Source organism: Collimonas sp. OK412 (assembly GCF_900112135.1).
GTDB lineage: Bacteria > Pseudomonadota > Gammaproteobacteria > Burkholderiales > Burkholderiaceae_D > Collimonas > Collimonas rhizosphaerae.
Genome location: NZ_FOLC01000019.1, coordinates 81,022 through 105,430 on the forward strand (window position 1 = coordinate 81,022; position 24,409 = coordinate 105,430).

20 protein-coding genes are annotated in these 24,409 nt (G+C 60.9%); 11 read left to right on the forward strand and 9 right to left on the reverse strand.

The window, feature by feature from the left end:
* The first annotated feature begins 305 nt into the window (after nt 1-305).
* Nucleotides 306-2,480, forward strand: a complete 2,175-nt coding sequence (locus BM062_RS25655; protein ID WP_175501076.1) for an eCIS core domain-containing protein — start codon at nt 306-308, stop codon at nt 2,478-2,480.
* 195 nt (nt 2,481-2,675) lie between these two features.
* Here BM062_RS25655 and BM062_RS18385 read toward each other — a convergent pair whose 3' ends face one another.
* The 4 genes from BM062_RS18385 to BM062_RS18400 all read right to left on the reverse strand — a co-directional run bounded on the left by BM062_RS18385 (nt 2,676) and on the right by BM062_RS18400 (nt 7,476).
* Nucleotides 2,676-3,827 carry a hypothetical protein gene (locus BM062_RS18385; RefSeq protein ID WP_139220107.1) on the reverse strand — a complete coding sequence of 384 codons (1,152 nt, stop codon included), beginning with the start codon at nt 3,825-3,827 and terminating at the stop codon, nt 2,676-2,678.
* A gap of 20 nt (nt 3,828-3,847) precedes the next feature.
* Entirely contained in the window at nt 3,848-6,316 is a 2,469-nt protein-coding gene (locus BM062_RS18390) for a pilus assembly protein TadG-related protein (protein ID WP_254785147.1), read from the reverse strand.
* A 289-nt stretch (nt 6,317-6,605) separates the two neighbouring features.
* Nucleotides 6,606-7,031, reverse strand: a complete 426-nt coding sequence (locus tag BM062_RS18395) for a DUF6691 family protein (protein WP_092399482.1) — start codon at nt 7,029-7,031, stop codon at nt 6,606-6,608.
* Between the two features lie 10 nt (nt 7,032-7,041).
* Complete coding sequence (locus tag BM062_RS18400; protein ID WP_092399530.1) at nt 7,042-7,476, reverse strand: YeeE/YedE family protein; 435 nt, start codon at nt 7,474-7,476, stop codon at nt 7,042-7,044.
* Nucleotides 7,477-7,611: 135 nt separating this feature from the next.
* Here BM062_RS18400 and BM062_RS18405 point away from each other — a divergent pair, with 135 nt between their 5' ends.
* The 8 genes from BM062_RS18405 to BM062_RS18440 all read left to right on the forward strand — a co-directional run bounded on the left by BM062_RS18405 (nt 7,612) and on the right by BM062_RS18440 (nt 16,078).
* Complete coding sequence (locus tag BM062_RS18405; RefSeq protein WP_092399484.1) at nt 7,612-8,172, forward strand: cupin domain-containing protein; 561 nt, start codon at nt 7,612-7,614, stop codon at nt 8,170-8,172.
* Nucleotides 8,173-8,449: 277 nt separating this feature from the next.
* Complete coding sequence (locus BM062_RS18410) at nt 8,450-9,421, forward strand: fatty acid desaturase (protein WP_254785148.1); 972 nt, start codon at nt 8,450-8,452, stop codon at nt 9,419-9,421.
* Between the two features lie 31 nt (nt 9,422-9,452).
* The gene (locus BM062_RS18415) at nt 9,453-10,382 is read left to right on the forward strand and encodes a glycine betaine ABC transporter substrate-binding protein OsmF (RefSeq protein WP_092399488.1); all 930 of its coding nucleotides are present in this window, start codon (nt 9,453-9,455) and stop codon (nt 10,380-10,382) included.
* Nucleotides 10,379-11,584 carry an ABC transporter permease gene (locus tag BM062_RS18420; protein WP_092399490.1) on the forward strand — a complete coding sequence of 402 codons (1,206 nt, stop codon included), beginning with the start codon at nt 10,379-10,381 and terminating at the stop codon, nt 11,582-11,584. The genes BM062_RS18415 and BM062_RS18420 overlap by 4 nt, the downstream gene beginning before the upstream one ends.
* Nucleotides 11,577-12,509: an ABC transporter ATP-binding protein gene (locus tag BM062_RS18425; RefSeq protein ID WP_092399492.1), complete on the forward strand. Its 933-nt coding sequence runs from the start codon at nt 11,577-11,579 to the stop codon at nt 12,507-12,509. The genes BM062_RS18420 and BM062_RS18425 overlap by 8 nt, the downstream gene beginning before the upstream one ends.
* Nucleotides 12,506-13,270, forward strand: coding sequence for an ABC transporter permease (locus BM062_RS18430; RefSeq protein WP_092399494.1), 765 nt, complete (start codon nt 12,506-12,508; stop codon nt 13,268-13,270). Before BM062_RS18425 ends, BM062_RS18430 begins: the two co-directional genes overlap by 4 nt.
* Nucleotides 13,267-14,061: a phosphate/phosphite/phosphonate ABC transporter substrate-binding protein gene (locus tag BM062_RS18435; protein WP_092399496.1), complete on the forward strand. Its 795-nt coding sequence runs from the start codon at nt 13,267-13,269 to the stop codon at nt 14,059-14,061. Before BM062_RS18430 ends, BM062_RS18435 begins: the two co-directional genes overlap by 4 nt.
* 193 nt (nt 14,062-14,254) lie before the next feature.
* Nucleotides 14,255-16,078 (forward strand): phospholipase D-like domain-containing protein, encoded by a 1,824-nt coding sequence (locus BM062_RS18440; RefSeq protein WP_254785149.1) that lies wholly within the window; start codon nt 14,255-14,257, stop codon nt 16,076-16,078.
* A gap of 21 nt (nt 16,079-16,099) precedes the next feature.
* Here the strand turns inward: BM062_RS18440 and BM062_RS18445 are convergent, their stop codons facing one another.
* The 4 genes from BM062_RS18445 to BM062_RS18460 form a co-directional block, all read right to left on the reverse strand.
* Nucleotides 16,100-18,373 (reverse strand): ATP-dependent DNA helicase, encoded by a 2,274-nt coding sequence (locus tag BM062_RS18445; protein WP_092399500.1) that lies wholly within the window; start codon nt 18,371-18,373, stop codon nt 16,100-16,102.
* The gene (locus BM062_RS18450) at nt 18,352-19,989 is read right to left on the reverse strand and encodes a VRR-NUC domain-containing protein (protein WP_175501077.1); all 1,638 of its coding nucleotides are present in this window, start codon (nt 19,987-19,989) and stop codon (nt 18,352-18,354) included. Before BM062_RS18450 ends, BM062_RS18445 begins: the two co-directional genes overlap by 22 nt.
* A 173-nt stretch (nt 19,990-20,162) precedes the next feature.
* Nucleotides 20,163-20,459 (reverse strand): hypothetical protein, encoded by a 297-nt coding sequence (locus BM062_RS18455; protein ID WP_092399504.1) that lies wholly within the window; start codon nt 20,457-20,459, stop codon nt 20,163-20,165.
* Between the two features lie 256 nt (nt 20,460-20,715).
* The gene (locus BM062_RS18460; protein WP_092399506.1) at nt 20,716-21,027 is read right to left on the reverse strand and encodes a hypothetical protein; all 312 of its coding nucleotides are present in this window, start codon (nt 21,025-21,027) and stop codon (nt 20,716-20,718) included.
* Between the two features lie 248 nt (nt 21,028-21,275).
* Between BM062_RS18460 and BM062_RS18465 the strand changes: the two genes are divergently transcribed.
* The gene (locus tag BM062_RS18465; RefSeq protein WP_092399508.1) at nt 21,276-21,764 is read left to right on the forward strand and encodes a GFA family protein; all 489 of its coding nucleotides are present in this window, start codon (nt 21,276-21,278) and stop codon (nt 21,762-21,764) included.
* A 183-nt stretch (nt 21,765-21,947) separates the two neighbouring features.
* Nucleotides 21,948-24,023, forward strand: a complete 2,076-nt coding sequence (locus BM062_RS18470) for a Kelch repeat-containing protein (RefSeq protein ID WP_092399510.1) — start codon at nt 21,948-21,950, stop codon at nt 24,021-24,023.
* A 63-nt stretch (nt 24,024-24,086) separates the two neighbouring features.
* On the opposite strand, the gene BM062_RS18475 is transcribed toward BM062_RS18470, so the two are convergent.
* On the reverse strand, nt 24,087-24,409 hold a 323-nt coding region (locus BM062_RS18475), incomplete at its 5' end, for a transposase (protein ID WP_139220108.1).

The window sequence follows — 24,409 nt, forward strand, 5'->3', positions numbered from 1 at the left end:
AAAACCATCATTTTTGAGCCCTTGTCAGGGGAAAGAAAAAACCTGGTTTGCAGACCGCAATGCGGCAGCCAAAAGATGATCCGTAAAATCCTGTGGCGTGCCTGTTGAATCAAGATCCACTCGGCCTGGGGAAGGCCGGCGTTGAATAATGAGGGGCAAAATTTGCCCTGCGGAAATTATATATATATTCTCCACAAGGGATCATTTATTTCGCTGTGTCAAAAAAAACAAGGCAAGCGGAGCAGATGGCTACGACGAAGCGCGACCTATCCTGACAGGCAAGGAGCAAGCAGGCGATGACAGGCATGAAAGAAATGAGCACGCTTGCTCCAGCCCTGGCGCCGGAGGTTTTGCCGCGCCAGGAATTGCCGGCCCGCGCCGAGGCGGCGCCGGATAGCGGCAACGGCCTGGTCGCGATGGGCGATTTTCACTATGCCGACAGCCCTCTGCAGCGGCGCGCGACCAACGCGCCAGCTACGCCGATGCCGATGACCGGCCCGGCTACGTACAGCCCGGGAATCAACCGCACCGGTTTGCCGGACCAGCTGAAAGCGGGCATCGAATCGCTGTCCGGCCTCAGCCTTGACAACGTCAAGGTACATTACAACTCGGCCCGGCCGGCCCAGCTGATGGCGCATGCCTATGCGCAAGGCAGCCAGATCCACCTGGCGCCGGGACAGCAATCGCACCTGCCGCATGAAGCCTGGCACCTGGTGCAGCAGGCGCAAGGCCGGGTAGCGCCGACGACCGAGGCGGATGGCACGCCGGTCAATGACGACACCGCCCTTGAACGGGAAGCGGACGTGATGGGCCGCAAAGCGGCTGGATTCAGGCAAGTCTCCACGAAGGACGTTCCCAGGATGCTGACGCCAATCCCAAGCGCCTTAGGCAATGACACCGACGGCACGGCCCAGCTTGGGAAAAAAAAGAGAAAAGAAACCCTTATTCAAAAGCTGCGCAGGTCACGCTTGCGAAACAGGTTCAAGAAAGCCACTCCGAAGAGCAAGCGAGGTATCTTCCGCAAGCAGGCAAAGGACAACTACGGTTACAAGAATGCGGACATCGCCAGGCTGATTGCCAGTAATCCCGAGGCAAGCACCGCCTTGACTTTGTATAACCCCGCGCTCAATCCAGGCATCAACCCGGCCTATTCGCAAATCGGCATCGGCGACACCAAAGGCTACTATCGCAAAGGATTCGGCAACCAGCCTTTTCTATACCTCGATTCCAAGGCGTACGACGACAAGCAGATTCCCAGCAATTACGATGACGTCATTGCCCGCTTTAAGGGCAACGACGCGGAAGTAGCCTTCGAGATACTCAGCGCGATCGAATCCGGGCAAAGCAGCGGCAAAGACCAGGAAGCCCAGGCCAAGTCCCTGTTTCTTTTATTGACCCAATTCATCGAAGCGCACAGCTCTCGCGTCCCCGGATCCGACAAGCTTGCGCGCGCCCTGTTGCGGCGCATTGCCCTTGGCCAGCTGACCTTCCAGCAAGCCTTCAACCGCAAGAACGGCTTGTTCGTTTCGGCCTGGGCAAAAAAAGGCGGTGCTCCCCAGGGCGGACAAGTGGCCGGCCGCGCCCTGTTCGGTTTCAGCAAAGACGCCGACAGGTACGATCTTGAAAAATTGGAGGCATACCTCGGCGACAAGCTGGTGGACGAGTTGCTGGAGACCATAGACGGCTATTACAGCGACGACAGCGACACCGAGGACGACGACGAAGACCTGGCGCCAAGCATCGACGAGAAAGACAATGCGTCCCTGGAAGAGATCAATGCAGCGCTGGAGACATTGCAGATTCCGCGGCGCATCAGCAACATCAACCAGCAGGTACTGCTGCCTGGCATCGGCGCCCTGGTCAAGAAGCAGAGCTTGAAACTCCTGCTGAAGAACCATCCGGATAAAGAAGGCGGCAGCCAGGAGGCGTTTGATCGCATCGTCAACGCCCGAAACCTGCTGGATGACCTGATTTCCCAGTTTTCAAACCAAGGTTTCATCGATCTCAACCAGCGCAACCTGGATATCTACCTGCAAAGGGACGGCCTGGCAGCGCAAACGGTAGCCGGCGACGGCAATTGTTTTTATGCCGCAGTGCTTGACCAGATCCTCTATCTCGACGGCGTCAACGCCGATCCGGCCACATTAAGGCAACGGGTGGCGCAACTGATCCTCGACAATGCTGCCTATTTCCAGGTATTCGTCACCGGCAACCAGCTCAACCGCATTGTCGACGACATCCTCACCAGCCGCAGCTGGCGCAACGTCGGCGGCGATTTCGCGCCGCAGCTGATGGCTACCGTGCTGCAGCGGCCGGTGCAGATCATCCAGCCGTCTGGGCCGCTTGTCATCGATCCGATCGGCGGGCTGGTCCTGAACCACAACAACACTTTCATCACCCGCAACCAGCAGATCAACATCGTCTACGACGGCAACGCCCACTATGATTCGACCCGCAACACCCGGCAGCAGCTGCAGTAGCTGACCCGCATGCGCGCAGTCGCGGGAAATGCTCGCCGCTATCTCATCTTAATTCTAGGTAATTTACACAAGTGATTGAATAAAAACGTCTTTTGATTGCATTCGATATTTAATCTAAATTCTTAAAATTGATCTGTAATACATTGAATATCAATGATTTTTACATCAAATTAACGCCATTTCCAGAATGTTGCCCTACGGCGCAACAAACCTCCATGCCGGATTATCGAACATGGAAATCGTACGCGCGCGCACCGTGCCGGATGGACATAGTTCATCCTGGGTGTATTGCGTCAGCCGGATCGAATTCGGCACTTTTGCCTTGCAGATGATGCCGACGTATTCGGGTTCGATGGTCGCCGCCTTGAACACAAAGCTTTCCTTGTATTCATCGGTAGGCTTGAATATCTTTATCAGGTCGCCCGGGTTCTTCAGGCTGTTGTAGTCAAAACCCATCCCCTGCGACACCAGCGTCGATACTTGCGCCGGGTTGATGCCAACCTTGTCGACCCGGTAATTGCTGCCGAAACCGGAGGCGCCGCCGATCAGCTGCGACAAGTTGCCATACTTGCCGTTATTTACCACCATGCCGACGTTGTTGCTGGAAGCCAGCGGATTGAGCTCGTCGAACATGCGCTTGATCGCTACCGCTCCCGGCGCCGACCAGGAATTGGTGACCATGGTCAGGCTGCCCAGCGCAGTGACGTTGGTGCCGCCGGCGGCGGCGCTGTCGACCCCGGGCGCGATGCCGAAGCGCTGCTGCAGGAAATCGGTGATGAAATCGCCCAGCCCGATGGCGCCGTTGACCTGCACCCGTTCGTAGGGTTTGTCATCGAGCTTCAGGCGGGTCAAGGTGTTATGGGTCGGATCGAAGCCCATCGGACCGCCGGGCGCCTTGTCCGAATTGGTGACGACGCTCAAGGCATTGCCGGAGAGCGAGCCGAAAGTCGCGCCCTTCATCGTGCCGGTAAAAAAGCGCGCCGCCGTGTTCATCCAGTCCGGATGGTCCTGCATCAAGGCGGTGCCGCCCTCGCCCTGCGACTGGCGCGCGCCGCGCGGCGTCAGGTAGATGTTGCGAAAAACCTGCGGCCCCAGGTTGCCGTCGCTGCTGTAGAGCGCTTGCGTTTCGGCGCCGGCGCCTGTCTTGTAAGCGGTGCGCTCCCAGATCGCGAAACGCGCGGCCTCGGCATTGAGCTGGCTCAGTTCGCCGAAGCGCCACACCCATTGCAGGCCGAACAGGAACACCATGAACAGGCTGCAGACAATGATGGATTCGACCAGCGCCTGGCCGCGCTGGCGGCGCAAGCTGGGCGATGCGGTGGATCGGGCGGGCAGCGGCATGGGCATGAAATGGTTCCGGCTGGGTATCAGTTAATGATGAAGAACAGCGCTTTCTCAGGGTAGTTCAAGCCTTCGAGGCGAGCGTTCCAGTACGGCAGCATCAGGTTGGCGTGCGAGACGATCTGGCCGCGCGTGGTCCAGCGCTCCACCGGCGCCCGGTAATACACGCGCGCCTTGCCGATCGCCTTCAGGTAGTCCTGCTTCAGTTCGGTGTCGTAATCGTTCATGGGGGCACGCCCGAGGTTGAATTTGCTTTCCGGCCGCAGCGGCGTCTTGTCGACCGTCTGCTGCAGCGCCACCACGAACGACGGCCCCAGGTCCTTCAAGGCGTTGTCTTGCACTTCCTTGCTGGCCACAAACAGGTTGCTGGCCGCGCGGTCGCCCAGCTGGTAGTTGCCCATGTTGGCGCCGCGCATTTCCCACAGGCCGAAACGTTCCGCCGGCAACCCCATGTCGGCCGCCACCACGCCGCCCAGGCCGGGTTTCTGGAACAGCGTTTCGGTGCCGCGCGAGGTGCGCATGCTAAGGACATCGATCAAGTCGCCCAGGCCCAAAGCCTTGAGGATGAACTGGACAAAACCGCTGGGGGCGTCCAGCGGATCGTCGAACGCCGAGGTGGCGAGCGAAAAACCGCTGCCCAGCATATTCGAAATGGAAGTGGCGACATTGCCGCCCAGGCTCGACAGCTGCTGGAAATTCACTGCCTGCTGCGCCATCGCTGTCGCCACCGCCACTTCGGCGTCGGCGCTGCCGGGATTCGGCGCATTCAGCGCGGCGCCGGAAGCCGGCATGCCGGCCGGCGCGCCGCCCAGCACGCCGGTCAGGTTGCCGGCGTTGGCGTCCGGGAGATTTACCGCGGATTGGGATGAATTGGAGGAATTGACGCCGGCGCCGGCCGCATTGATTACCGGTTCCAGGGTCGCCATGGCGGCGTTGTTGAGCGTCTGGCTGGCGGTGGCAATCTGCGGCTGGCCCTTCATTGCGCGCTCGCCGGAGGACCCGGCGATATTCATGACGCCGCGCTCGTAGTATTTCTTGGCCGCGCCGGCGGACAGCGAGCCGCAGGCGCCGCTGATGCGCGGCGCATAGAGCTCGCCGCTGGGCAACGTGAAATACAGGCAATCGTCGATGCCGGTAGCCTCGCCCCAGAACGATTTCTTCCAGGACGAAGTGTCTTTCACCACGTCCACGAACTTGGCCAGGTCTTCAGGCACTTCCTGGTTCTTGTCCAGGCCCTGGCGGCCGACCTTGGACATCGTCACCGCGCCGGCCATCGGGATGTGGATATTGAACAGGTGCGGATTGATCTCCATGATGTCGATATTGCTCCAGGCATAGGTGCCGTCCTGCATCTGGATCATGCGGGTGCCGCCGGTGCGCTCGTACAGGCACATGATCGGGCTGACGATGAGGCCCACCGTGTTCATGAACGCTTCGATCACCGGGCCGATGACGTCCGCCGCAACGTTGCCTTGCAGCGCCGGCACGATCTGTTCCAGGCCGTTGGCCGAGAGCCCTGTCAGGATGCCGTTGATGCCGCTCAGGTTGCAGCCGTCCACCGCCCACAGGCCGACCGCGTTAGGAAACAGGCGGCGGCCACCCATGGCGCTGGTGAGCTTGATCATGTCCTGCATCATCACCCGGTGCACCAGGTTGAAATCGGCGGTGCCGGTGCTGTCCGGCAGCTTGGTCTTCATCTCGGTGCTACCCATGAACTTGCGCGGCGGCTGGTGCAGCTTGATCATGCTGCCGAAGTCCACCACACTCTTGGCGACCTGGTACATGATGGTCTGCGGCACAAACTCGGCGCGCGGCGCATTGGCCGTCAGCAGTTCCTTTTGCATCGCGATCATGGCCGAGGTGGTGGTGGCCAGGTGCACCTGCTGCGAGGCGAAAATCGCGTAGTTGGTGAGCGAGGTGGTGGCGGTGCCGGCATTGGCCAGCACCTGGCTGGTGACGCGCACGCCGTCGACGATTTTTTCCCAGTACTTGCCGAACGTGGAGACGGCGTTAAGAATGCCCGACATGCCGGCGCCGATATAGGGAATGAATTTGGTCAGCGCAGCGGTGGCCTTCATCACCTTGGTATTGTTTTTCCAGTACTGGTCCGACATGGTCATGTTCGACCACATCGCCGTCATCTGGCCCACCGCCTGGTAGTTCGCGATCATGGCGCGGTTGGTGTAGGCCGTGTAGTTGAGGCCCTCCGCCGCGATATTGGCGGTGCTGTAGGCAATCGCATCCGCGGCGTTGACCAGGCGCCGCTTGTCGCTCGTCACCTGCGACAGGTTGTAGACGGAAAATATGCCGACGCACAGCACCGCCAGGAAAAAGATCCCGATCGGCAGTACCGCGCCGCGGCTGTATGTGTGGCTGGCGCGCTGCGGCAAGCGGCGGCGGCGGCCGGAATGAAAGCGCCTGGCCATGTCGTGTTTCATCGAAATGGCCTCGACGCCGGCGCCGTGGCAAGCGCGCTGGACAAATAAGCTGGGCAAGAGTCGCCTGCGCAGGACACGCTGGATATCAGCATCATGTCGACACTCCGGATGGAATTTAAATTTGCGCGAATGAACGATGGATCCACCGTTCCTGGTAAGACGCGTTAAAAATCTTTCCGGATGGTAACTGCACTTTGTTACCGGATAATGACGCTGGCGAGAACCAGCCTGCGCGCCGGTTTGCGAACGCACAGGTGCGCGCGTTCCAGTCAACCCAGGGTGAATCGCTTAAGGAAACTTAAAAGACTGCAGAACAGCAGTCGGGGTCATGCCGCATGCAATGCGCTTATCTGGCCGCGCGCAAGCGTCTTTCGGCAATCTCGAACACGCCCATGCCGACCAGCATCGCCGCAACAAACACCAGCGCTTTGGTCTCGCCCATGCCAAGGTCTACCAGGACTGGTCCCGGGCAGAAGCCCGCAATCCCCCACCCCACCCCAAACAAGGCGCTGCCGATCACGAGGCGGCGGTCTATCTGGCGCGTGGCCGGCAGCTTCATCTCGGCGCCGAGCAAAGACGTGGTGCGTTTTTTTGCAAAAGAAAACGCCACCAGTCCCAGCGCGATGGCGCCAGCCATCACAAACGCCAGCGACGGGTCCCACGCGCCGCCGAGATCGAGGAAGCCAAGCACCTTGGCCGGATTCGCCATGCCGGAAACGATCAAACCCAATCCGAACACCAGGCCGGCAAGCAGCGATGTGATGATAAGCATGGTTTTTTCCTTAAACGGCAAACAGGTGGCGTATCGCATATACGGTGACGAACCCGCACCCCATGAAGACGGCGGTGGCTGCCAGCGAACGCGGCGACAGGCGCGACAGGCCGCAGACCCCGTGGCCGCTGGTGCAGCCGGAGCCGTAACGGGTGCCGACGCCGACCAGCAACCCCGCTATCGTCAAGGCGCCGTAGCCGGCGTCAATCCGCACGGCGGGCAATGCCGCAAACAAGCCATACGCCAGCGGCGAACCGATCAGCCCTAGCAAGAAGGCAGTGCGCCAGCCGATATCTCCGCGCGCCGGCCGCAGCAGCCCGCCCAGGATGCCGCTGATGCCTGCAATGCGGCCGTTCAGCAGTACGAACATCGCTGCGGCGAGGCCGATCAGCAAGCCGCCAAGCAAGGCTGGCCATGGGGTAAACGCGCCCCAGTCGATAGACATCATATTTCCCTTGAAGATGAATGTTTGGCCCGGTTCTTGCTCAGTTATTTTACCAAGCCGTTGATGAAGCTTGCCTATTTTCGCACGGTTGATGCCGCGCCCGATTCCGCAACATCCCTTTCAAAAAGGCGGTCCATGAAATTTTTCGCTATCTTCTGCAGCGGCCTGCTGCTGACCGGCGCCTGCCGGGCCGACAGTCCAGCCATCCCGGACAAGAACGAGGTCATCAAGCTGCTGCAGCTGGAACATCATTTCGAAGGCGGCTATTTCCGGCAAACCTTCAAAGCCGACCAGCGCGACAAGATCAGCACCGCGCGCGGCCCGCGCAGCACGCTGACCACGATCTACTACATGCTGACGGACGACACGCCGGTAGACCATTTCCATACCAAAAGCTCCGACGGCATAGAGTATTACCACATGGGTGCGCCCATCACCTACCACCTGATCTACCCTGACGGCCGCTACGAGGCGGTAGTGGTCGGGCCGGATATCCGGCATGGCCAGCAATTGCAGCTGGCCGTCAAGGGCGGGACCTGGAAAGCGGCGGAGCTGACCAAGGGCCAGTACGGCCTGGTCAGCGAGGCGGTCGCGCCCGGATGGGAGATGGAGGACATGGTGACGCTGACGCGGGAAGAATTGCTTAAGCTGTTCCCGCAGCATAAAGATGTGATCATCAGGCTCACGCGGCCTTGAATGCGGAAATCCTGGACTGGCACGATGTAAGCTCGTCCAAGGAAGGCAAAATCAATTTTCCGCATAAAGGACAAACGGCATGGACAAGCAATTCGAAGACGGCCTGGAAATACGCAAGCAGGTAATGGGCGAGGAATTCGGGGCGAGGAATTCGTGGCCAAGGCTTTCGCCGGCGCCTAAAGCATATATTTATTCCATATATAGTTGTTCAAAATGATTCGTTCTTTCTTGGCATATACCTACTATATATTCGCGGCTAATGGAAAGAGAGCCGCGCATGTACTTTTTACCTTACGACCCTGCATTCCATTTCCTCGGCCAAGCCGTCCCGCCGGCCGCCACCGCTGCCCGGGACGATGAAAAGACGCCGCCGGCCGCGGCATGGCGATTCCGCCTGGAATTGCCTACCTGGGGACTGATTGCCGTGATCTACGGCGGCTGGCTGGCGACCGTGCTGCATTGGCGTGAAGTGGGTCCATGGCTCGGCACGCCCTTGCTGATCGGACTGAGCGCCTGGTACATGTCGCTGCAGCACGAGCTGATACACGGCCATCCGACCCGCCACGCCCGCTTCAACGCCCTGTTCGGCCAGTTGCCGCTGGCGGTGTGGTATCCCTACGCGCTATACCGCGACAGCCATCTTGCCCATCATCGCGATGAAAAGGACCTGACGCTGCCGGGCGCCGACCCGGAAACCTACTATGCAGCGCTTAAGGGCGGCGGCCGGCTGGGACGGTCCTTGCGCCGCTTCCGCAATACATCCGGCGGCCGCTTGCTGGCAGGGCCGGCGCTGGTGTGGTCGCAGACGGTCCATGCCGCATGGCGGCAGCGCGACCGCAAAACCATTGTTACCTGGGCCTGGCACCTGTGGCTGCTGGCAATGCTGCTGCTTTTCCTGCATCGCGCCGGCATATCCCCCTGGTTCTACCTGTTTGCCGTCGCTTATCCGGCCCTGAGCCTGACCATGGTGCGTTCTTTCTACGAACATCGGGCGGTCGAAGCCGCACATGGACGCTCGGTGATCAACGAGGCTGCATGGCCCTGGCGCCTGCTGTTCCTGAATTTGAATTACCATCTTGTACATCACTTGCATCCCGGACTGCCATGGTTCCATCTACGACAAGCCTATCTGGCCCAGCGCGAGACCTACCAGGAACGCAGCGACGGTTTTGTCGAGCACGGCTACCTGCCGCTGCTGTGGCGCCATCGCAGCACACCGGTGATTGCCGATATCCATCCATTTGCCTGAACCGGCATCGCTATCTTCTAACGGAGTCGACATGAGTCTGTACACCCGCCTGCTGGCCGCTGCCTTGGCCACTTCTTTGGCTGCCGCCCTCTTTTCTCCTTATGCCCAGGCTGCCGAACCGGTCCGGGTCAGTTCCAAGATCGATACCGAAGGCGCGCTGCTGGGCAACCTGATCCAGCTGGTGCTGGAGGCCAACGGCATCAAGACTGTCAACCGCCTGCAGCTGGGAACCACCAAGGTGGTGCGCGGCGCCCTGATCTCGGGCGACGTCGACATCTATCCCGAATACACCGGCAACGGTGCGTTCTTCTTTTCCGATGAAAAGAACCCGGCCTGGAAAAACGCCGAGAGCGGCTACCAGCTGGTGAAGAAACTCGATCTCGATAAAAACAAGCTGACGTGGCTGACGCCGTCTCCCGCCAACAATACCTGGCTGATCGCAGTGCGCAAGGAGGTGGCGCAGGCCAACAAGCTCAAAACCCTGGCCGACCTGGGCCGCTGGATCGGCCAGGGCGGGCATTTCAAGCTGGCGGCGTCGGCTGAATTCATCGAGCGCCCGGATGCCTTGCCCGCCTTTGAAAACACCTACGGATTCAAATTGAAACAAGACCAGCTGCTGACCCTGGCCGGCGGCGATACGGCGGCAACGATCAAGGCTGCCGCCGAGCAGACTTCCGGCGTCAACGCGGCGATGGTGTACGGCACCGACGGCTCGCTGGCGGCGCTGGGGCTGGTGGCGCTGGAGGATATCAAGTCGGTACAGCCGGTCTACGCGCCGACAGCGGTGATCCGCAGCGAGGCGCTGGCGAAGTACCCCAGGATTGCCGACCTGCTGAAACCTGTGTTCCTGTCGCTGGATAGCCCGACGCTGCAAAAACTCAACGCCGGCATCGCCATCGAAGGACGCGACGGCCGCAAGGTCGCCGGCGATTACCTGCGCAGCAAAGGCTTTATCAAATGACCATGGCGCGTCTGGCCGACCAGCCATGGCGAGTGGGCAACAACGCGCTGCAAGCCCGCAAGCTGCACAATCCGGTGCACCTGCTGCTGGTGATCGTCGCGATCGTCGCCGCTACCAACCTGCCCTTGCTGACCTATGCGCCCAATCGGCTGCTCAGCGGCCAAGGCATCCTGCTGAGCCAGCTGGCCGCGCGTTACTGGCTGCTGGCGCTGCCGGCCCTGCCGCTGCTGGCGGCGCCCTGGCTGCGGCCGTCCCGTTTCAGCTGCATTGTCCTGCTGCTCGCGGCGGCAGGGTTGAGCGGCGGCCTGCTGGCCTTGGCCGGACACGAAGCCCAGCTGCGCAGCGGCGACGCCGATTCGCTGGCGCGCATCTCGTTCGGCGGCGCGTTCTGGCTGTTGCTGCTGACCGCCTGGCTGCAACTGGCGGAGGCGCTGCGCGGCCTAGCCCTGGCTTTGCCGGCGCGGGTTGCGGTGATACTGGCAGCCTTGGCGCCGATCGTGGCGCTGATCGTTTCGGGATACCTGGATAGCCTGTCGCTGCTGAAGGAATACCAGAATCACCAGGATGCCTTTAACCTGGCGCTGCTGCGCCATCTGCAGCTGGTCGTGTTTTCGGTATTGCCCGCGGTGCTGGTCGGCGCGTTGCTGGGCGCCCTATCCTTCCGCAGCCGGCGGGCGCGCAAGCTGCTGTTCCCGGTGCTGAACGTGATCCAGACGATCCCCTCGATTGCACTGTTCGGTTTGCTGATCGGTCCGCTGGCGTTGCTGGGCAGCCTGTTCCCGCAGTCCGGGATCGGCGGCGTCGGCCTGCCGCCGGCATTGCTGGCACTGAGCCTGTATTCGCTGCTGCCGATGGCCCACGGCACCCTGGCAGGACTGGAACAGGTGCCGGCCGACGTCCGCGAAGCAGCTAGCGGCATTGGTATGTCGCCCTGGCAGATATTCTTCCACGTCGAATTGCCGCTGGCGCTGCCGGTGTTCCTGACCAGCGTCCGCGTCACCACCGTGCAGGCGGTTGGGCTGGCGGTGGTGGCGGCCTTGATCGGCGCCGGCGGTTTCGGCGTCCTCATGTTCCAGGGCATGTCGAGCAGCGCGCTGGACCTGGTGCTGCTGGGCGTGATCCCGGTGATCCTGCTGGCCATCGGCGTCGATACGCTGTTCAAGGTAGCGATCGTTCTCTTGCGGAGGCAAAACCATGATTGAAATCAGCGAAGTCAGCAAATCGTTCAACGGCTGGCAAGCGGTCAGCGAGCTGTCCCTGACGATCAAGGACGGCCAATTCGTGGTCCTGATCGGCACTTCCGGCTCCGGCAAGTCGACCATGCTGAAGCTGCTGAACCGCTTGCTGGAACCGGATAGCGGCAGCATCAGGCTGAACGGCAAGCCGATCGTCGAGCACTCGCCGGAGCAATTGCGGCGCCGCATCGGCTATGCGATCCAGTCGGTCGGCCTGTTTCCGCACTGGACGGTGGAGCAGAACATCAGCGCCGTGCCGGTCCTGCTGAAATGGCCAAAGGCCAAGATCCATGAGCGCGTCAGCGAACTGCTGGAGCTGTTGCACCTGCCTCCTGAAAAATTCCGCCGCCGTTATCCCGACCAGCTGTCGGGCGGCCAGCAGCAACGGGTAGGCGTCGCGCGCGCGCTGGCGGCCGATCCCGACGTGCTGCTGATGGACGAACCTTTCGGTGCGCTGGATCCGGTCACCCGCGCCAGCCTGCAGCAGGAACTGGCCAATATCCACAAGCTGTCCGGCAAGACCATCGTGCTGGTGACGCATGACATCGACGAAGCGCTGGCGCTGGGCGAACGCATCGTGCTGATGGATCACGGACGCATCGTGCAGCAAGGCACGCCGCGCGAATTCCTACTGTCGCCGGAAAATGAATTCGTGCGCGGATTTGTCGGCCAGAGCGATGTCGGCATCCGCCTGCTCGGACTGGACAAGATCGCCGGCCGGGTCCGCAGCGAAGCGGCGATACCCGGTGAGCCGATTTCCAGCAGCAGCACCCTGCGCGAAGCCTTGTCCGCTTTCATCACGCGCAAGGCGCATAGTCTGCCGGTGGTCGACGAGCGCGGCCAGGCTGCCGGCGTGCTGCATTTCTCCGATTTGCTGGAGGCGGCGCGATGAAGCGGCTCTACCGCTATCGCTGGCTCGCTGCCAGCAGCCTTTTGCTGCTGGGCTTCACCTTTGGCATGCCGTTGACGGCGCCGCTGTTCGCCAGCGCCTTCCCGCAGCTGGCGCGCCCCATGTACCTGCAAGACGCATTCACCACGCTGGTGCTAGCGCACCTGAGCATCGTGCTGCTGTCGGGCGCCATCGCGGTGCTGGGCGGCGTGGCGGCCGGCCTGCTGGTCACCCGGCCGACGGGACGGCCGTTCCGCTCTTCACTTGAAACGGTGTTGGCGATCAGCCAGTCGTTTCCTCCGGTGGCGGTGCTGGCGGTGGCGGTGCCGCTGATCGGTTTCGGCGAAACGCCGGCCCTGATCGCACTGGTCATGTACGGCGTGCTGCCGGTAGCGCAAGGCGCGATGACCGGATTGTCTTCGATCTCGCCGGCGATCCTGGAAATTGCGCGCGGCATCGGCATGAACCGCTGGCAGATCCTGTACCGGGTGGAGCTGCCGCTGGCGGCGCCGGTGATACTGGCGGGCGTGCGCACCTCGGTGGTGATCAATATCGGCACGGCGGCGATCGCCTCCACCGTCGGCGCCAAGACGCTGGGGTTGCCGATCATCGTCGGCCTGAGCGGCTTCAACACTGCCTATGTGATCCAGGGCGCGCTGCTGGTGGCATTGCTGGCCATCGTGGCCGACCAGCTGTTCGACCTGTTGGGGCAGCGCTGGACGCCGCAGGCAGACTCCGCATTGCGCGGCGGAGGCAGTGCATGAGATGTGCGTTGCCGATGTACCCGTTTCCGGCCGCCAGCCTGGACCAGTTCTGGCACGGGCTGTTCGATTGCATGCAGCGCGAAGGCATAGCCGATGTGCCGCACCAGCTTGAGCAGCCGCAGGATTTGCTGCAGCACTGGCAAGAGCCCGGCCTGCTGCTAAGCCAGGCCTGCGGTTATCCGGTATCCACGCTGCTGCATGGCCAAGTCCAGGTAGTCGGCGCCTTTCATTTCGACGTGCCCGGCTGCGAGCAGGCTAACTACAGCAGCAGCTTGTGGGTGCGCAAAGAGGATGCTGCCAAGCCCTTGCCGGCGTTCCACGGCGCGGTTGCCGCCTGCAACGAGCGCCATTCGCAATCCGGCTATCACGCGCTGCGCAGCGCGGTTGCGCGGTTTGCCAGCGACGGCAGGTTTTTTTCGGAAGTGCTGTTCAGCGGCGCCCACCGGCAGTCGGCGCGGCTGGTCGCCGGCGGCAAGGCCGATATTGCCGCGCTCGATTGTGTCAGCGCCTATTTTTTGAGCCGCCAGGAACCGGAGGTTTTTTCCCGGCTCGCCGCCATCGGGTTCACCACGCCGATGCCGGGCCTGCCGCTCATCACCGCGTCAGCCACGCCGCCTGCCGTGCTGGCCGCCCTGCGCCGGGCCCTGGCTGCCAGCATCGAGGCTCCCGGACTTGAACACGCTCGCAGCGCCATGCGCATCAGCGGTTTTTCCGTGCTGGGCGAGCAGGATTACCGCATCTGCGCATCGAAGGCGGAGCAGAACCTGGCCGATGGCCTGGCTGACTGGTAGCGCCTTGCCGGCACGCAGTACTCTTTCCGGGCCGGCGCAAGGCGGTCATCATCCAGTCATATTTCTTCGTTAGTATTTTGCAACTCCTCCTGAATCGGGTTGGACTTCCTGCACTGAATCCGTGTGCCAGGCGAAATTTCTTCGTTCGTGCTTCGAGAACCGGAACATGTCTAACTGAATTCGGAGGATCGCCATGGCGTCTGTCAAAGATCAATCCCAGTTGCTGTCGGTGACCGCCCATGTCGGCGACTGCAAGACCTTGCTGGCGTTCAGCCTGCTCCAGCCTGACGGCGCCGCCAACCTGGCGGGTTTCACGATCCGCTGCCAGCCCAAGGGCCTGCCGCCCTACTACCTCTATAACACGCTGCAGTTTGAAACCCCGGCGGCGCATGCCCAGGACCCGGTCGAGCCGCCGAATTCAACGGTGAATGCGCCGATACACAAGTTCCGCTGGCTGCATGTGCCGGGCTCGGTCCACCAAGGGCTCACGCCGTTTTTCGGCGAATACACCTATACGGTGATCCCCCGCTATTTTGACGACAAGCAGTCGATGACCGCCCTTGACGAGGCGCTGGGCGTGTCGGTCAGCGTTTATGTCGGGCCGTTTGCAAAAGACAAGTTCAAGCTCGGGTTTACCCGCGGCTACACGCAGTCGCAGGCGTTTGCCCACCATTTCGGCGTCAACGCGCTGATCCGGCCCAACACCAAGGAACTGCTGTTCGATACGACGCAGGTATCGGGCGCCAATGCCGCCGGCGAGCAGTACACCTTTGCCGACGAATACGCATGGCTAGGGCTGACGGCAAGGGAGCGGATTTTTGAATTCCTGAATGAAGTGCTGCAAGATCCGGCGCAATACCTCGATGTGTTTGCCTACGACCTGAACGAGCCTGACCTGTGCAAGATCCTGCTGGAACTGGGCAAGCAGGGCCGGGTCCGCATCATCCTCGACAACGCAGCCCTGCATCACTCCGCAGCCAAACCGATGCCCGAGGACGAGTTCGAGGCGCAGTTCCTGGCCGTGGCCGCCAGCCCTGCCGCCATCCTGCGCGGCCATTTCAAGCGTTATGCGCATGACAAGGTATTCGTGTCCTTCAACAAGGACAGCGCGCTGAAGGTGTTGACCGGGTCGACCAATTTTTCCGTTACCGGCCTGTACGTCAACTCCAACCACGTGATGGTGTTCGACGATCCCGGCGTCGCAGCCGAATACGGGCAATTGTTCGAGACCGTATGGCAAGGCGGCGTCAAGCTCGGCGCCTACCTGCAATCGCCGTTTTCCTCCACAACGTTCTCGATTCCCGAAGGTATTTCGCCGCGCGCCGATATCACCTTCGCGCCCCATACGGCAGAATTCGTCGCCAAGAACCTTGGCGACATCGCCGCCCGCATCCAGCAGGAACAAACCAAGCCCGCCAAGAACGGCAGCGTACTGTTTGCCGTCATGGAGATCGACAACGGCACCAGCCCGGTCTATACCGCGCTGAAGGATTTGCACGCCGACAGCAATGTCTTCAGCTATGGCATTTCGGATAGCAACACCGGCATTTCCCTGTATGCGCCGGGCAAGAAAACCGGTGTGCTGGTGACCGGCAAGCCGGGCAAATCGATACTGCCGCCGCCGTTTGACCAAGTACGCTCGATCAGCGGCATCGGCCACCAGATCCATCATAAATTCGTCGTATGCGGTTTCAGCGGCGACAGTCCAGTTGTGTTCTGCGGCTCGTCCAACCTTGCCCTTGGCGGGGAACAGGCCAACGGCGACAACCTGCTGGCGATCCATGACGGCGACGTCGCAACGGTGTTCGCCATCGAAGCGGTGGGACTGGTCGATCATTTCCAGTTCCTGAACCGGATGGCGGCCGTCGCGCCGGCGGCGGCCAATGAACCGGTGCCGGCCTCGAAACAGCAGGCTGCGCTTGCCGTCGGCTGGTTCCTGTCCACCAGCGACAGCTGGGCCCGCCCCTATTTCGATCCCAACGATTCCCATTGCACCGACCGCCTGCTGTTTGCCTGATGCCTGCGCCAGCTCGGCAGCTCAGCTGCCGAGCTGCCACCATGCGGGCAGCAGCTGCCTGACTTCCTGCCGCGCAAAACGGTCGTCGATCAGGTACACCACGCCGCGGTCCCGCTCGGTGCGGATCACCCTGCCCGCGGCCTGCACCACTTTCTGCAACCCGGGATACAGGTAGGTGCAGTCGTAGCCCTGGCCGAAAGTGCGCTCCATCTGCAACATGATCTGTTCATTGACCGGATTGACCTGCGGCAGCCCCAGGGTCGCGATGAACGCGCCGATCAGGCGTGCGCCGGGCAAATCGATGCCCTCCGCAAACGCGCCGCCGAGCACCGCGAAACCGACGCCTTGCGAGGTATCGGTAAACCGCGCCAGGAACTGCTCCCTTTCCCGCTCATCCATGCGGCGCGCCTGCTGCCACAAAGGGATATCGGGATAGCGCGCAGCGAACATGGCGGCGACTTTCTCCAGGTAGTCGTAGCTGCTGAAAAACGTCAGGTAGTTGCCCGGCTGCTCCCGGTATTGCCTGGCGACCAGGTCCACGATCGGCGCCAGCGACCGCTCGCGATGCTGGAAACGGGTCGAAATCCCGGTGACCAGCTGCACTGACAGCTGGTCGGCGGTAAACGGCGACGGCACGTCGAGCCAGGCGGTGTTGTCGGGCATGCCCAGTATCTTGCTGTAAAAATGCCAAGGGCTGAGCGTGGCGGAAAACAGCGTGGCCGAATGCGCAGCGGCAAAGCGCGGCGCCAGGAAGCTTGCCGGCACGATATTGCGCAGGCACAGCGTCGCGCCATGGGCGCCGCGCCGGGTGATGTCGAACAGCGAGTGGCTATCGAACAGCTCGGCAATGCGGGTGAAGTGCATGGCGTCGAAATAGAAGCGCTGCAGGTCGCTGTCGAGGGCGGCCGGATGATCGACCATGTAGTCGGTGATATCGGCCACGGCCTGCTGCAGCGCCTGGATGAAGCCGTCCGGCAGGTCTTCGTAGCGCTGGTATTCAGCTTCCTGCTCCTTGTACAGCGCATTCCATTGACGGTTGACGCGGTCCAGCGCGCGCTTGAGCGCCGGCGGCGCCGCTTGCCGCACGGCTTTGAAGCCGGCTTGTTCCATCTCGGCGGAATACATCTTGCGCGCCCGCTCGATCATGTTGTGCGCTTCGTCGACCAGCACGCCGACCCGCCACTGGTTGGCGCTAGCCAGGCCGTACAGCATGGCGCTCAGGTCGAAATAATAGTTGTAGTCGCCGACGATCACGTCCGACCAGCGCACCAGCTCCTGGCTCAGGTAATAGGGACAGACGCGATGTGCGGCGGCGACCTGGCGCAAGCCCTCCTTGTCCATCGCACCGCTGTCGATGGCGGCGCTGCGCGCCTGCGGCAGGCGGTCGTAAAACCCCTGCGCCAACGGACAGGAGTCGCCATGGCAGGCTTTGTCGGGATGTTCGCACGCCTTGTCGCGCGCGACCAGCTCCAGTACGCGCAACGGCAATCCCGCCGCGCTTTGCTTGATGCGCGCCGTCGCTTCCAGCGCCAGCGCGCGCCCCGGCGTCTTGGCTGAAAGAAAAAATATCTTGTCCAGCCCCTGGCCGGGGCTTGCCTTGAGCAAAGGGAACAGGCTGCCGATCGTCTTGCCGATGCCGGTCGGCGCCTGTGCCAGCAGGCAACGGCCGCTGCTGGCACCCTTGTACACCGCTTCCGCCAGGATCCGCTGGCCGGGGCGGAAATCGGCGTGCGGAAAGCGCAAGGCGGTGAGCTGGGCGTCGCGTGCGGCGCGATGCGCCATCTCCTGTTCGGCCCAGGCCAGGAAGCGGCCGCACTGCTCTTCGAAAAACCGTTGCAGGCAAGCCGCAGTTGCATATTCCGTCAGCAAGGTTTCCTTCTGTTTGCCGATGTCGTAGTACACCAGCGCCAGCTGCAGCTCGGACAGGTTGCGCGCCTGGCACAGCAAGTGGCCGTAGATCCGCACCTGCGCCCAGTGCAGATGACGGTGGTTGTCCGGCATGCGCTCCAGACTGCCGCGGAAAGTCTTGATTTCTTCCAGCCGGTTCAAGACCGGATCGTAGCCGTCGGCGCGGCCGCGCACCAGCAGCGGCCCGTAGCTGCCACTGAGGCTGACTTCTTTTTCATAAGCGGCATCGCGGCGTGACGCCACCACGGCGTGACCGGCGATGCCTTCCAGCGCGGTCGGCGCCGGCGTGAAGCGCAGGTCAAGGTCGCCCTGTTTGGCCGTGAACTCGCACAGGGCGCGGACGGCGATTACGTATGCGGCCTGGTTCACGCGCACTCTCCGGCCCATTGCACGTAACAGACGGCGACCGGAATGCCGTGTTCGGCAAAATAGTGCAGCCAGCGGACCTGGTTGTCCTGCAGGCGGTCGCCCGGGCCCTTGACTTCGATCATCTGGTAGCGTTTTTCCGCCGGCCAGAACTGGATCAGGTCCGGCAAGCCGGAACGGTTGGTCTTGATATCCTGCAGGATGCGCTCGAAACATTTGCGCAGGTGCAGCGGCGGCAGGCAATCCAGCGCCATTGCCAGCAGTGCTTCATCGATGGACTCCCAGAACACGAATGGCGACTGGATGCCGGCCTTGGCGCGGAAATTGCGCCAGATGGCCTGCTTATAGCCGCCGCTGTCGAACTGGGCGAAACCGGCCTCGAACAGCGTGGCGCGGCGTTGCTGGAAATCGGCGCTGTGCAGGTCGGCCGGGCCGCTCTGGAACGGATGGAAAAACGCGCCCGGTAGCGGCGCAAAGACGGCATCCCAGAACAGCAGGCCGAACAGCGAATTGATCAGCGTGTTTTCGACGTAGACGGCGGGCGCATCGGGGCGCGACAGATGGCCGGCAAGCACGGTTTCGACCGGGATGCCGGACTCGGCTCGCGGCAACGCCATATCCTGGCGGACGATAGCCGCGGCGGCGACCTGCGGCATCTTGCCGTGGCCCAGCTGCCGCCGCAAACGCGGCATGACGCGCAGCAGCTGCTGTTTTTCAGCTTCGCTTTCCGGTTGCCGCTCGGCCTGCTGCGCCAGTGCGAAAGCCGCATCGGGCTGGCCGCAACGTTCCAGCACGCGGATCGCACGCAGGCGCGCACCCGGCCACGCACATTCCGCATAAAGGCGCAGCGCGGCCGGCAGTTCGGCGCTGCGTTCGTAGTGCTGGGCAACCTGGAACAGCAGCTTGCTGCGGCGCTGTTCCAGCCAGTCATTCGGATAAGGCATGCCTGGCAGGTCAGCCAGCACGGCTGCCGGCGCTGCGCCGTTGCTGAACCGTTCGCGGCAGGCGTGCAGGTGCAGGTAATCGTCGATGTCTTGCCTGCTGCTGAAACCTTGCGCAAGCGACAAATCGACCTGTTCGTACCGGAAAATCCCCAATTCCGACAGCACGAACTCCGACCAGTCCTGGTGCAGGTTGCCAAAGAACATCAGCCGCAGCCGGTCGCACAAAGGTGCAATGCGCAGCTGCAACAGCTGGTCGTCGATACCCCAGCCGGCCAGCGTGCGCACCGCGTCGCCATGCTCGCCGCGCAGGATTTCCAGCTGTCCTGCCTTGCGCGCGCTGCGCGGCAGCAGCGGAAATATTTCTGCAAGCTCGGTCTTCGTCAGCAGGCTGCACAGTTGTCCGATGTCGATGGCCGGCTCTCCGTCCAGCCAGCCGGCGGCGACCAGAGGCGCTGCAGCGCTGCGCGGACAGCCGATTTCACCGTAGCGCAGCCGGTCCAGGCGAAACAGCTCGCCCTTGCGCATCACCATCCGCACCAGCAGCGCGCGCGATGCCAGCGGCAGTGCCTCGAAACCGTCGACGAAATCCCACTCTTCGCTATCCAGCAAGTGCCGATAGCGGGCCCGCACCGACGCCACCACGGCAAGGAAATTGTCGAGATAATAAAAACGGTTTTCCAGCACTCTGATCATGTTGCGGCCGCCGCAGCTCTGCGCATTGCGAAGAGCGCCAGGCAAAATTGAAGATGGTTGACTGTATGGATATACAGTTATGCTGCAGTATATATCAACCCTGAAGGATTTCCGCTTTCGGCCAGGGGGAAGCCGCGCTCCGTCGCAAAAATCCGATGTTCCCGCGTGAAATGCTAGCGTTCCTCATCATCGTCGTCAGATATATCTTCGATGCTGACGATCTCGCCGCCGCGCTCGACGATCTCCCGGTGGCAGGCTGCCAGCAGCGCATCGAAATCCGCGTCCTCCAATTTCCCCTCCAGGTCCTCCTGCGCCGGGCCGCTGTCGTCATCGTCGATCTCGGTCTGTTCAAATTTCGGGCTGGTCCCGATATACGAGGCGCTGTATGGACCGCCTTCATCCGTTTCCGTGACCACCAGCGTGAAAAGCGCATTGTCGGTTTCAATGATGTAGGTGCTGACTGGCCTCATGGAGATCTCCTTGTCTATCCAGGCGATGAAAGAACTACGCTCGCACAACGCCGGCGAGCGCCGGCCGGCCCGGTTCTGCTGTGCCAGGCCTTGACAGTGTCATTGGGAGTGAGACGGATCGGAGCTTAAATAATTCTCCATCAGCAGCGATTCCGCAAGTTTTTTTGCGGACAAGGCCACGCTTGCCGACGTCGGCTACTGTCAAATAATCATTGCTAGCGGGAGGTAATGCTGTTTCCGGACGGCGGCCGGATTGTCAACGGCTGGTTCCCCAGTCCCTGCGGGGACGCTCGTCGATGACGGAAATATCCTGGATGCCAAGTATCTCGCCGCCGCGCTCCGCGATCTGGCGGTGGCAAGTCGCGATGAGCGCGTCAAAATCGACGTCTTCCGCTTCGCCGTCAAGGTCTTTCTGCCCCAGCCCGGGATTATCGACCCAAGGCAGCTCGACTTTCTGCCGCGTGCCGACATACGTCGCCTTATAGCGGCCGCCATCGCTGGTTTCGGTGATGACCAGCGTAAATAGCGCATTCGTGGTTTCAATCATGTAAGTACGGTCCAGCGCCATGACAATTTCCTTGATCAGACTACCTTGAGTTGGGTTGATTTGAGTTCGCTTAAGTTCGTTTAACTATACTGCCATCGACGTTCACGCGCTTGAGCCCAGGCTGCTGTCCGGCCGGCAAGGTCTGCGATGAGGGGGATGAAACAAGGAAGCATGATGCGCTTCAACAGCTGGCATGTATGTTCGGTGCTTAACACACCCTGAACACCGGGATCGGCGATACTGGCGGCAGCGACAACTAGGAGAGAACCATGAAGCTCAAGGGATCCTGCCATTGCGGCGCAGTCCGCTTCAGCCTGGAAAGCGACACGCCCTACCCTTACCAGCGCTGTTATTGTTCGATTTGCCGCAAGACCCAGGGCGGCGGTGGATACGCCGTCAACATCGGCGGCGACGCCCGCACCCTGAAAGTGCAAGGCCGGGACGACGTCAGCATCTATCACGCAAAACTCAAGCGGCAAGGCGAATCGCGCGTCCATACCAGCACCGCGCAACGCCATTTCTGCCGGCGTTGCGGCAGCGCGCTGTGGCTCTACAGCCCGGAATGGCCGGAACTGGTCCATCCATTCGCATCGGCCATCGATACGCCGCTGCCGGCGCCGCCTGAATACACCCACCTGCTGCTGGATTACAAGGCGCCATGGGTGGAAGTCAAGGCGGGCCGCAAGGACAAGCAGTTCAAGCAGTTTCCGCGCGAGTCCTTGTTTGAATGGCATCAGCGGCTGAACCTGCTGAAATGACGAGCCTGTAAAACACTCCGTAGATACTGTTATTCACGTCAAGTGATATGCAAAGTAGAGTCGAAAGATTTTTCTGGTTTGAGCACTCCAAACGCGACGTGAATAACAGTATCCACGCCTTACCGCGTTACTTTCCGTTAATTAAATTTTTTAAGACAATTCCTATGTCTCCATTTTGAGCAAATGCGTATTGTTTTCGATTCTGTTGCCGGACAGCCAGCAGCCAAACTGCAAGGACGCAAAATGAATCGAATTCATCGCCTGAATTGGAATGACATCACAGAAAATTGTCTGCCAACGCTAGTGTCGCCGCGGCAATTTTTCAAGAAACTGCATTTACTCTTGGGCATTGCCGTGCTCGGTTTGCTGTATGGCTGCGGCGGCGGTTCTGATACTGGTTCTGATCCCGGCCCAGGCGCCGGCGTCAATCCCCCGACCGGCCTGGTCTATGCCGTGAGCTCGGCCAGTCATGCACAACATCAGGCAATCACGCCGAATGTCCCGCGCAACAGCGGCGGCAAGATCACCGACTATAGCGTGGAACCGGCCCTGCCGGCCGGCCTGGTGCTGGACGCGGTAAGCGGCGTCATCAGCGGCACGCCAGTCGAGGCCGCCCCCGCGGTTATCCATACCGTCACCGGCAGCAATGCGCACGGCGCGGCAACCGCCTATCTGCAAATTGAAGTGACTGCCGCCGTCACTGCGCCAACCTTGCTGCGCTACAAAGAAAACCCGGTCTCTTATCCGGTCAATGCAGATATCAATCCCAACCTGCCATACACCGAAGGCGGCGCGGTTACGCAATTCAGCGCTTCCCCTGCCTTGCCGGACGGGTTGCAGCTGGATCCCTCCACCGGCGTGATCAGCGGCGCCTCCAGCACGGCGAAACCTGCCGCTACTTATGTCATCAGCGCCAGCAATGCTGTCGGCGCAGTGTCGCGGGCGTTGATAATCGGCATTGCCGATTCTTTACAGCCTCCCGATAACCTCACCTATAGCCAGCCAGTGGCTATCTATCCACAAGGCAAAGTCGTCGCTCCGAATTTGCCCACTGCCACTGGAGGCGCCATTACCGAATTCAGCGTCCATCCGCCATTGCCGGAAGGACTGAGCCTGAACACGGATAGCGGGGAAATCACCGGTACGCCAACTACCCTGCAGGAAGAAAAACTCTACACCATTACTGGCAACAATCAGGACGGCGGCACTTTGGCAACCATTACCATCGCCGTCGTCAGTTCAGGGGCGTTTGAACCAGGCGCAAGCCTGGCTACTTCGCGTTACTACCATACCGCCACCAAGCTGGATGACGGCAAGATACTGGTCGCCGGAGGAAGAAGCAACGTGACAAGCGGCTGGGCTACAACCGAACTCTATGACTCAGAGAATAACAACTGGAAGCCTGCCGGAACGATGAAAACCGCTCGTTATCTGCACACCGCTACCTTGCTGAAGAACGGCAAGGTGTTGGTGACCGGAGGCTTAAAAGAAGGGAACGTCAGCATCACGCTAGGGACTGTAGAGCTTTACGATCCCGTTGCTGACAGCTGGCAATCAATGAATAATATGAAGCAGCCGCGCGCCGAACACACCGCAACCTTGCTGCCAGATGGCAATGTATTGGTTGTTGGGGGAGGATATTTCGGCACCGATAACACGGCAGAAATTTATGATCCCAGCACCGACAGCTGGGAGTTCACCAAAACGTTGATGGAGAACTCTCGTACTAGGGGTCACACCGCTGTGTTGCTGAAAACTGGCAAAGTTCTGGTCGCCGGGGGACTATCCAATCCCTCGGTATACTCGGTTCAAGCTACGGCGGAGCTTTATGATCCAGATGCCGATACATGGACGTCAACAGACCCCATGACTGGCCCTCGCCGCGATCACGCCATGACTGAGCTGGAAAATGGAGAGATTCTGGTCGCCGGCGGCTACGATAGTCTCCATGCTGCGGACTATCAGTTGAAGACAGCGGAACTTTATGATCCAAATCTCGGTGAGTGGCGGCCAGCTTCTCCAATGAATTATGCTCGCCCCGATCATTCTCAAGTGCGGCTGGAAGACGGTAATGTACTCGCTGCCGGCGGCTACGGAGCGACTCTCATGGCAGAACTTTACAACTCAAATACTAATACCTGGGAAAGAACCGGAAACCTCAATACCTCTCACGCCTATCCCACGGCGATCGCACTGAAAAACGGCAAGGTACTGATCGCAGGAGGCTTTACCAATCGAATGGAACTCTATACCCCGTAATTTAATCCACCACTTTCAAAGGTGAACACTGTAAGGCGTACCCGGTAGATACTGTTATTCGCGTCAAGTGATATGCAAGGAAGCATCGAAAGATTTTTGTGATTTGAGCACTCCGAAGGCGACATGAATGAGTTTGCGCATCATGGCGCCGATAATCAACATAGGTGGTTTTCCTGATGCTGCAAGGCGTGCGCGGAATGTTTTCCCCCAGGCGGTTCTGTAGAGAGTGACCATAGCAGGCATATAGAGGGCCTTGCGCAGAAATGTATGCCCCACCTTGGACATGCGTGGCTTTGCCTTCACGCTGCTACCAGATTCGTGGTGACGAGGATCTAACCCCGCAAACGCCACCGCTTTTCTGGCATTGCCGAAGCGGTCGGTATTGG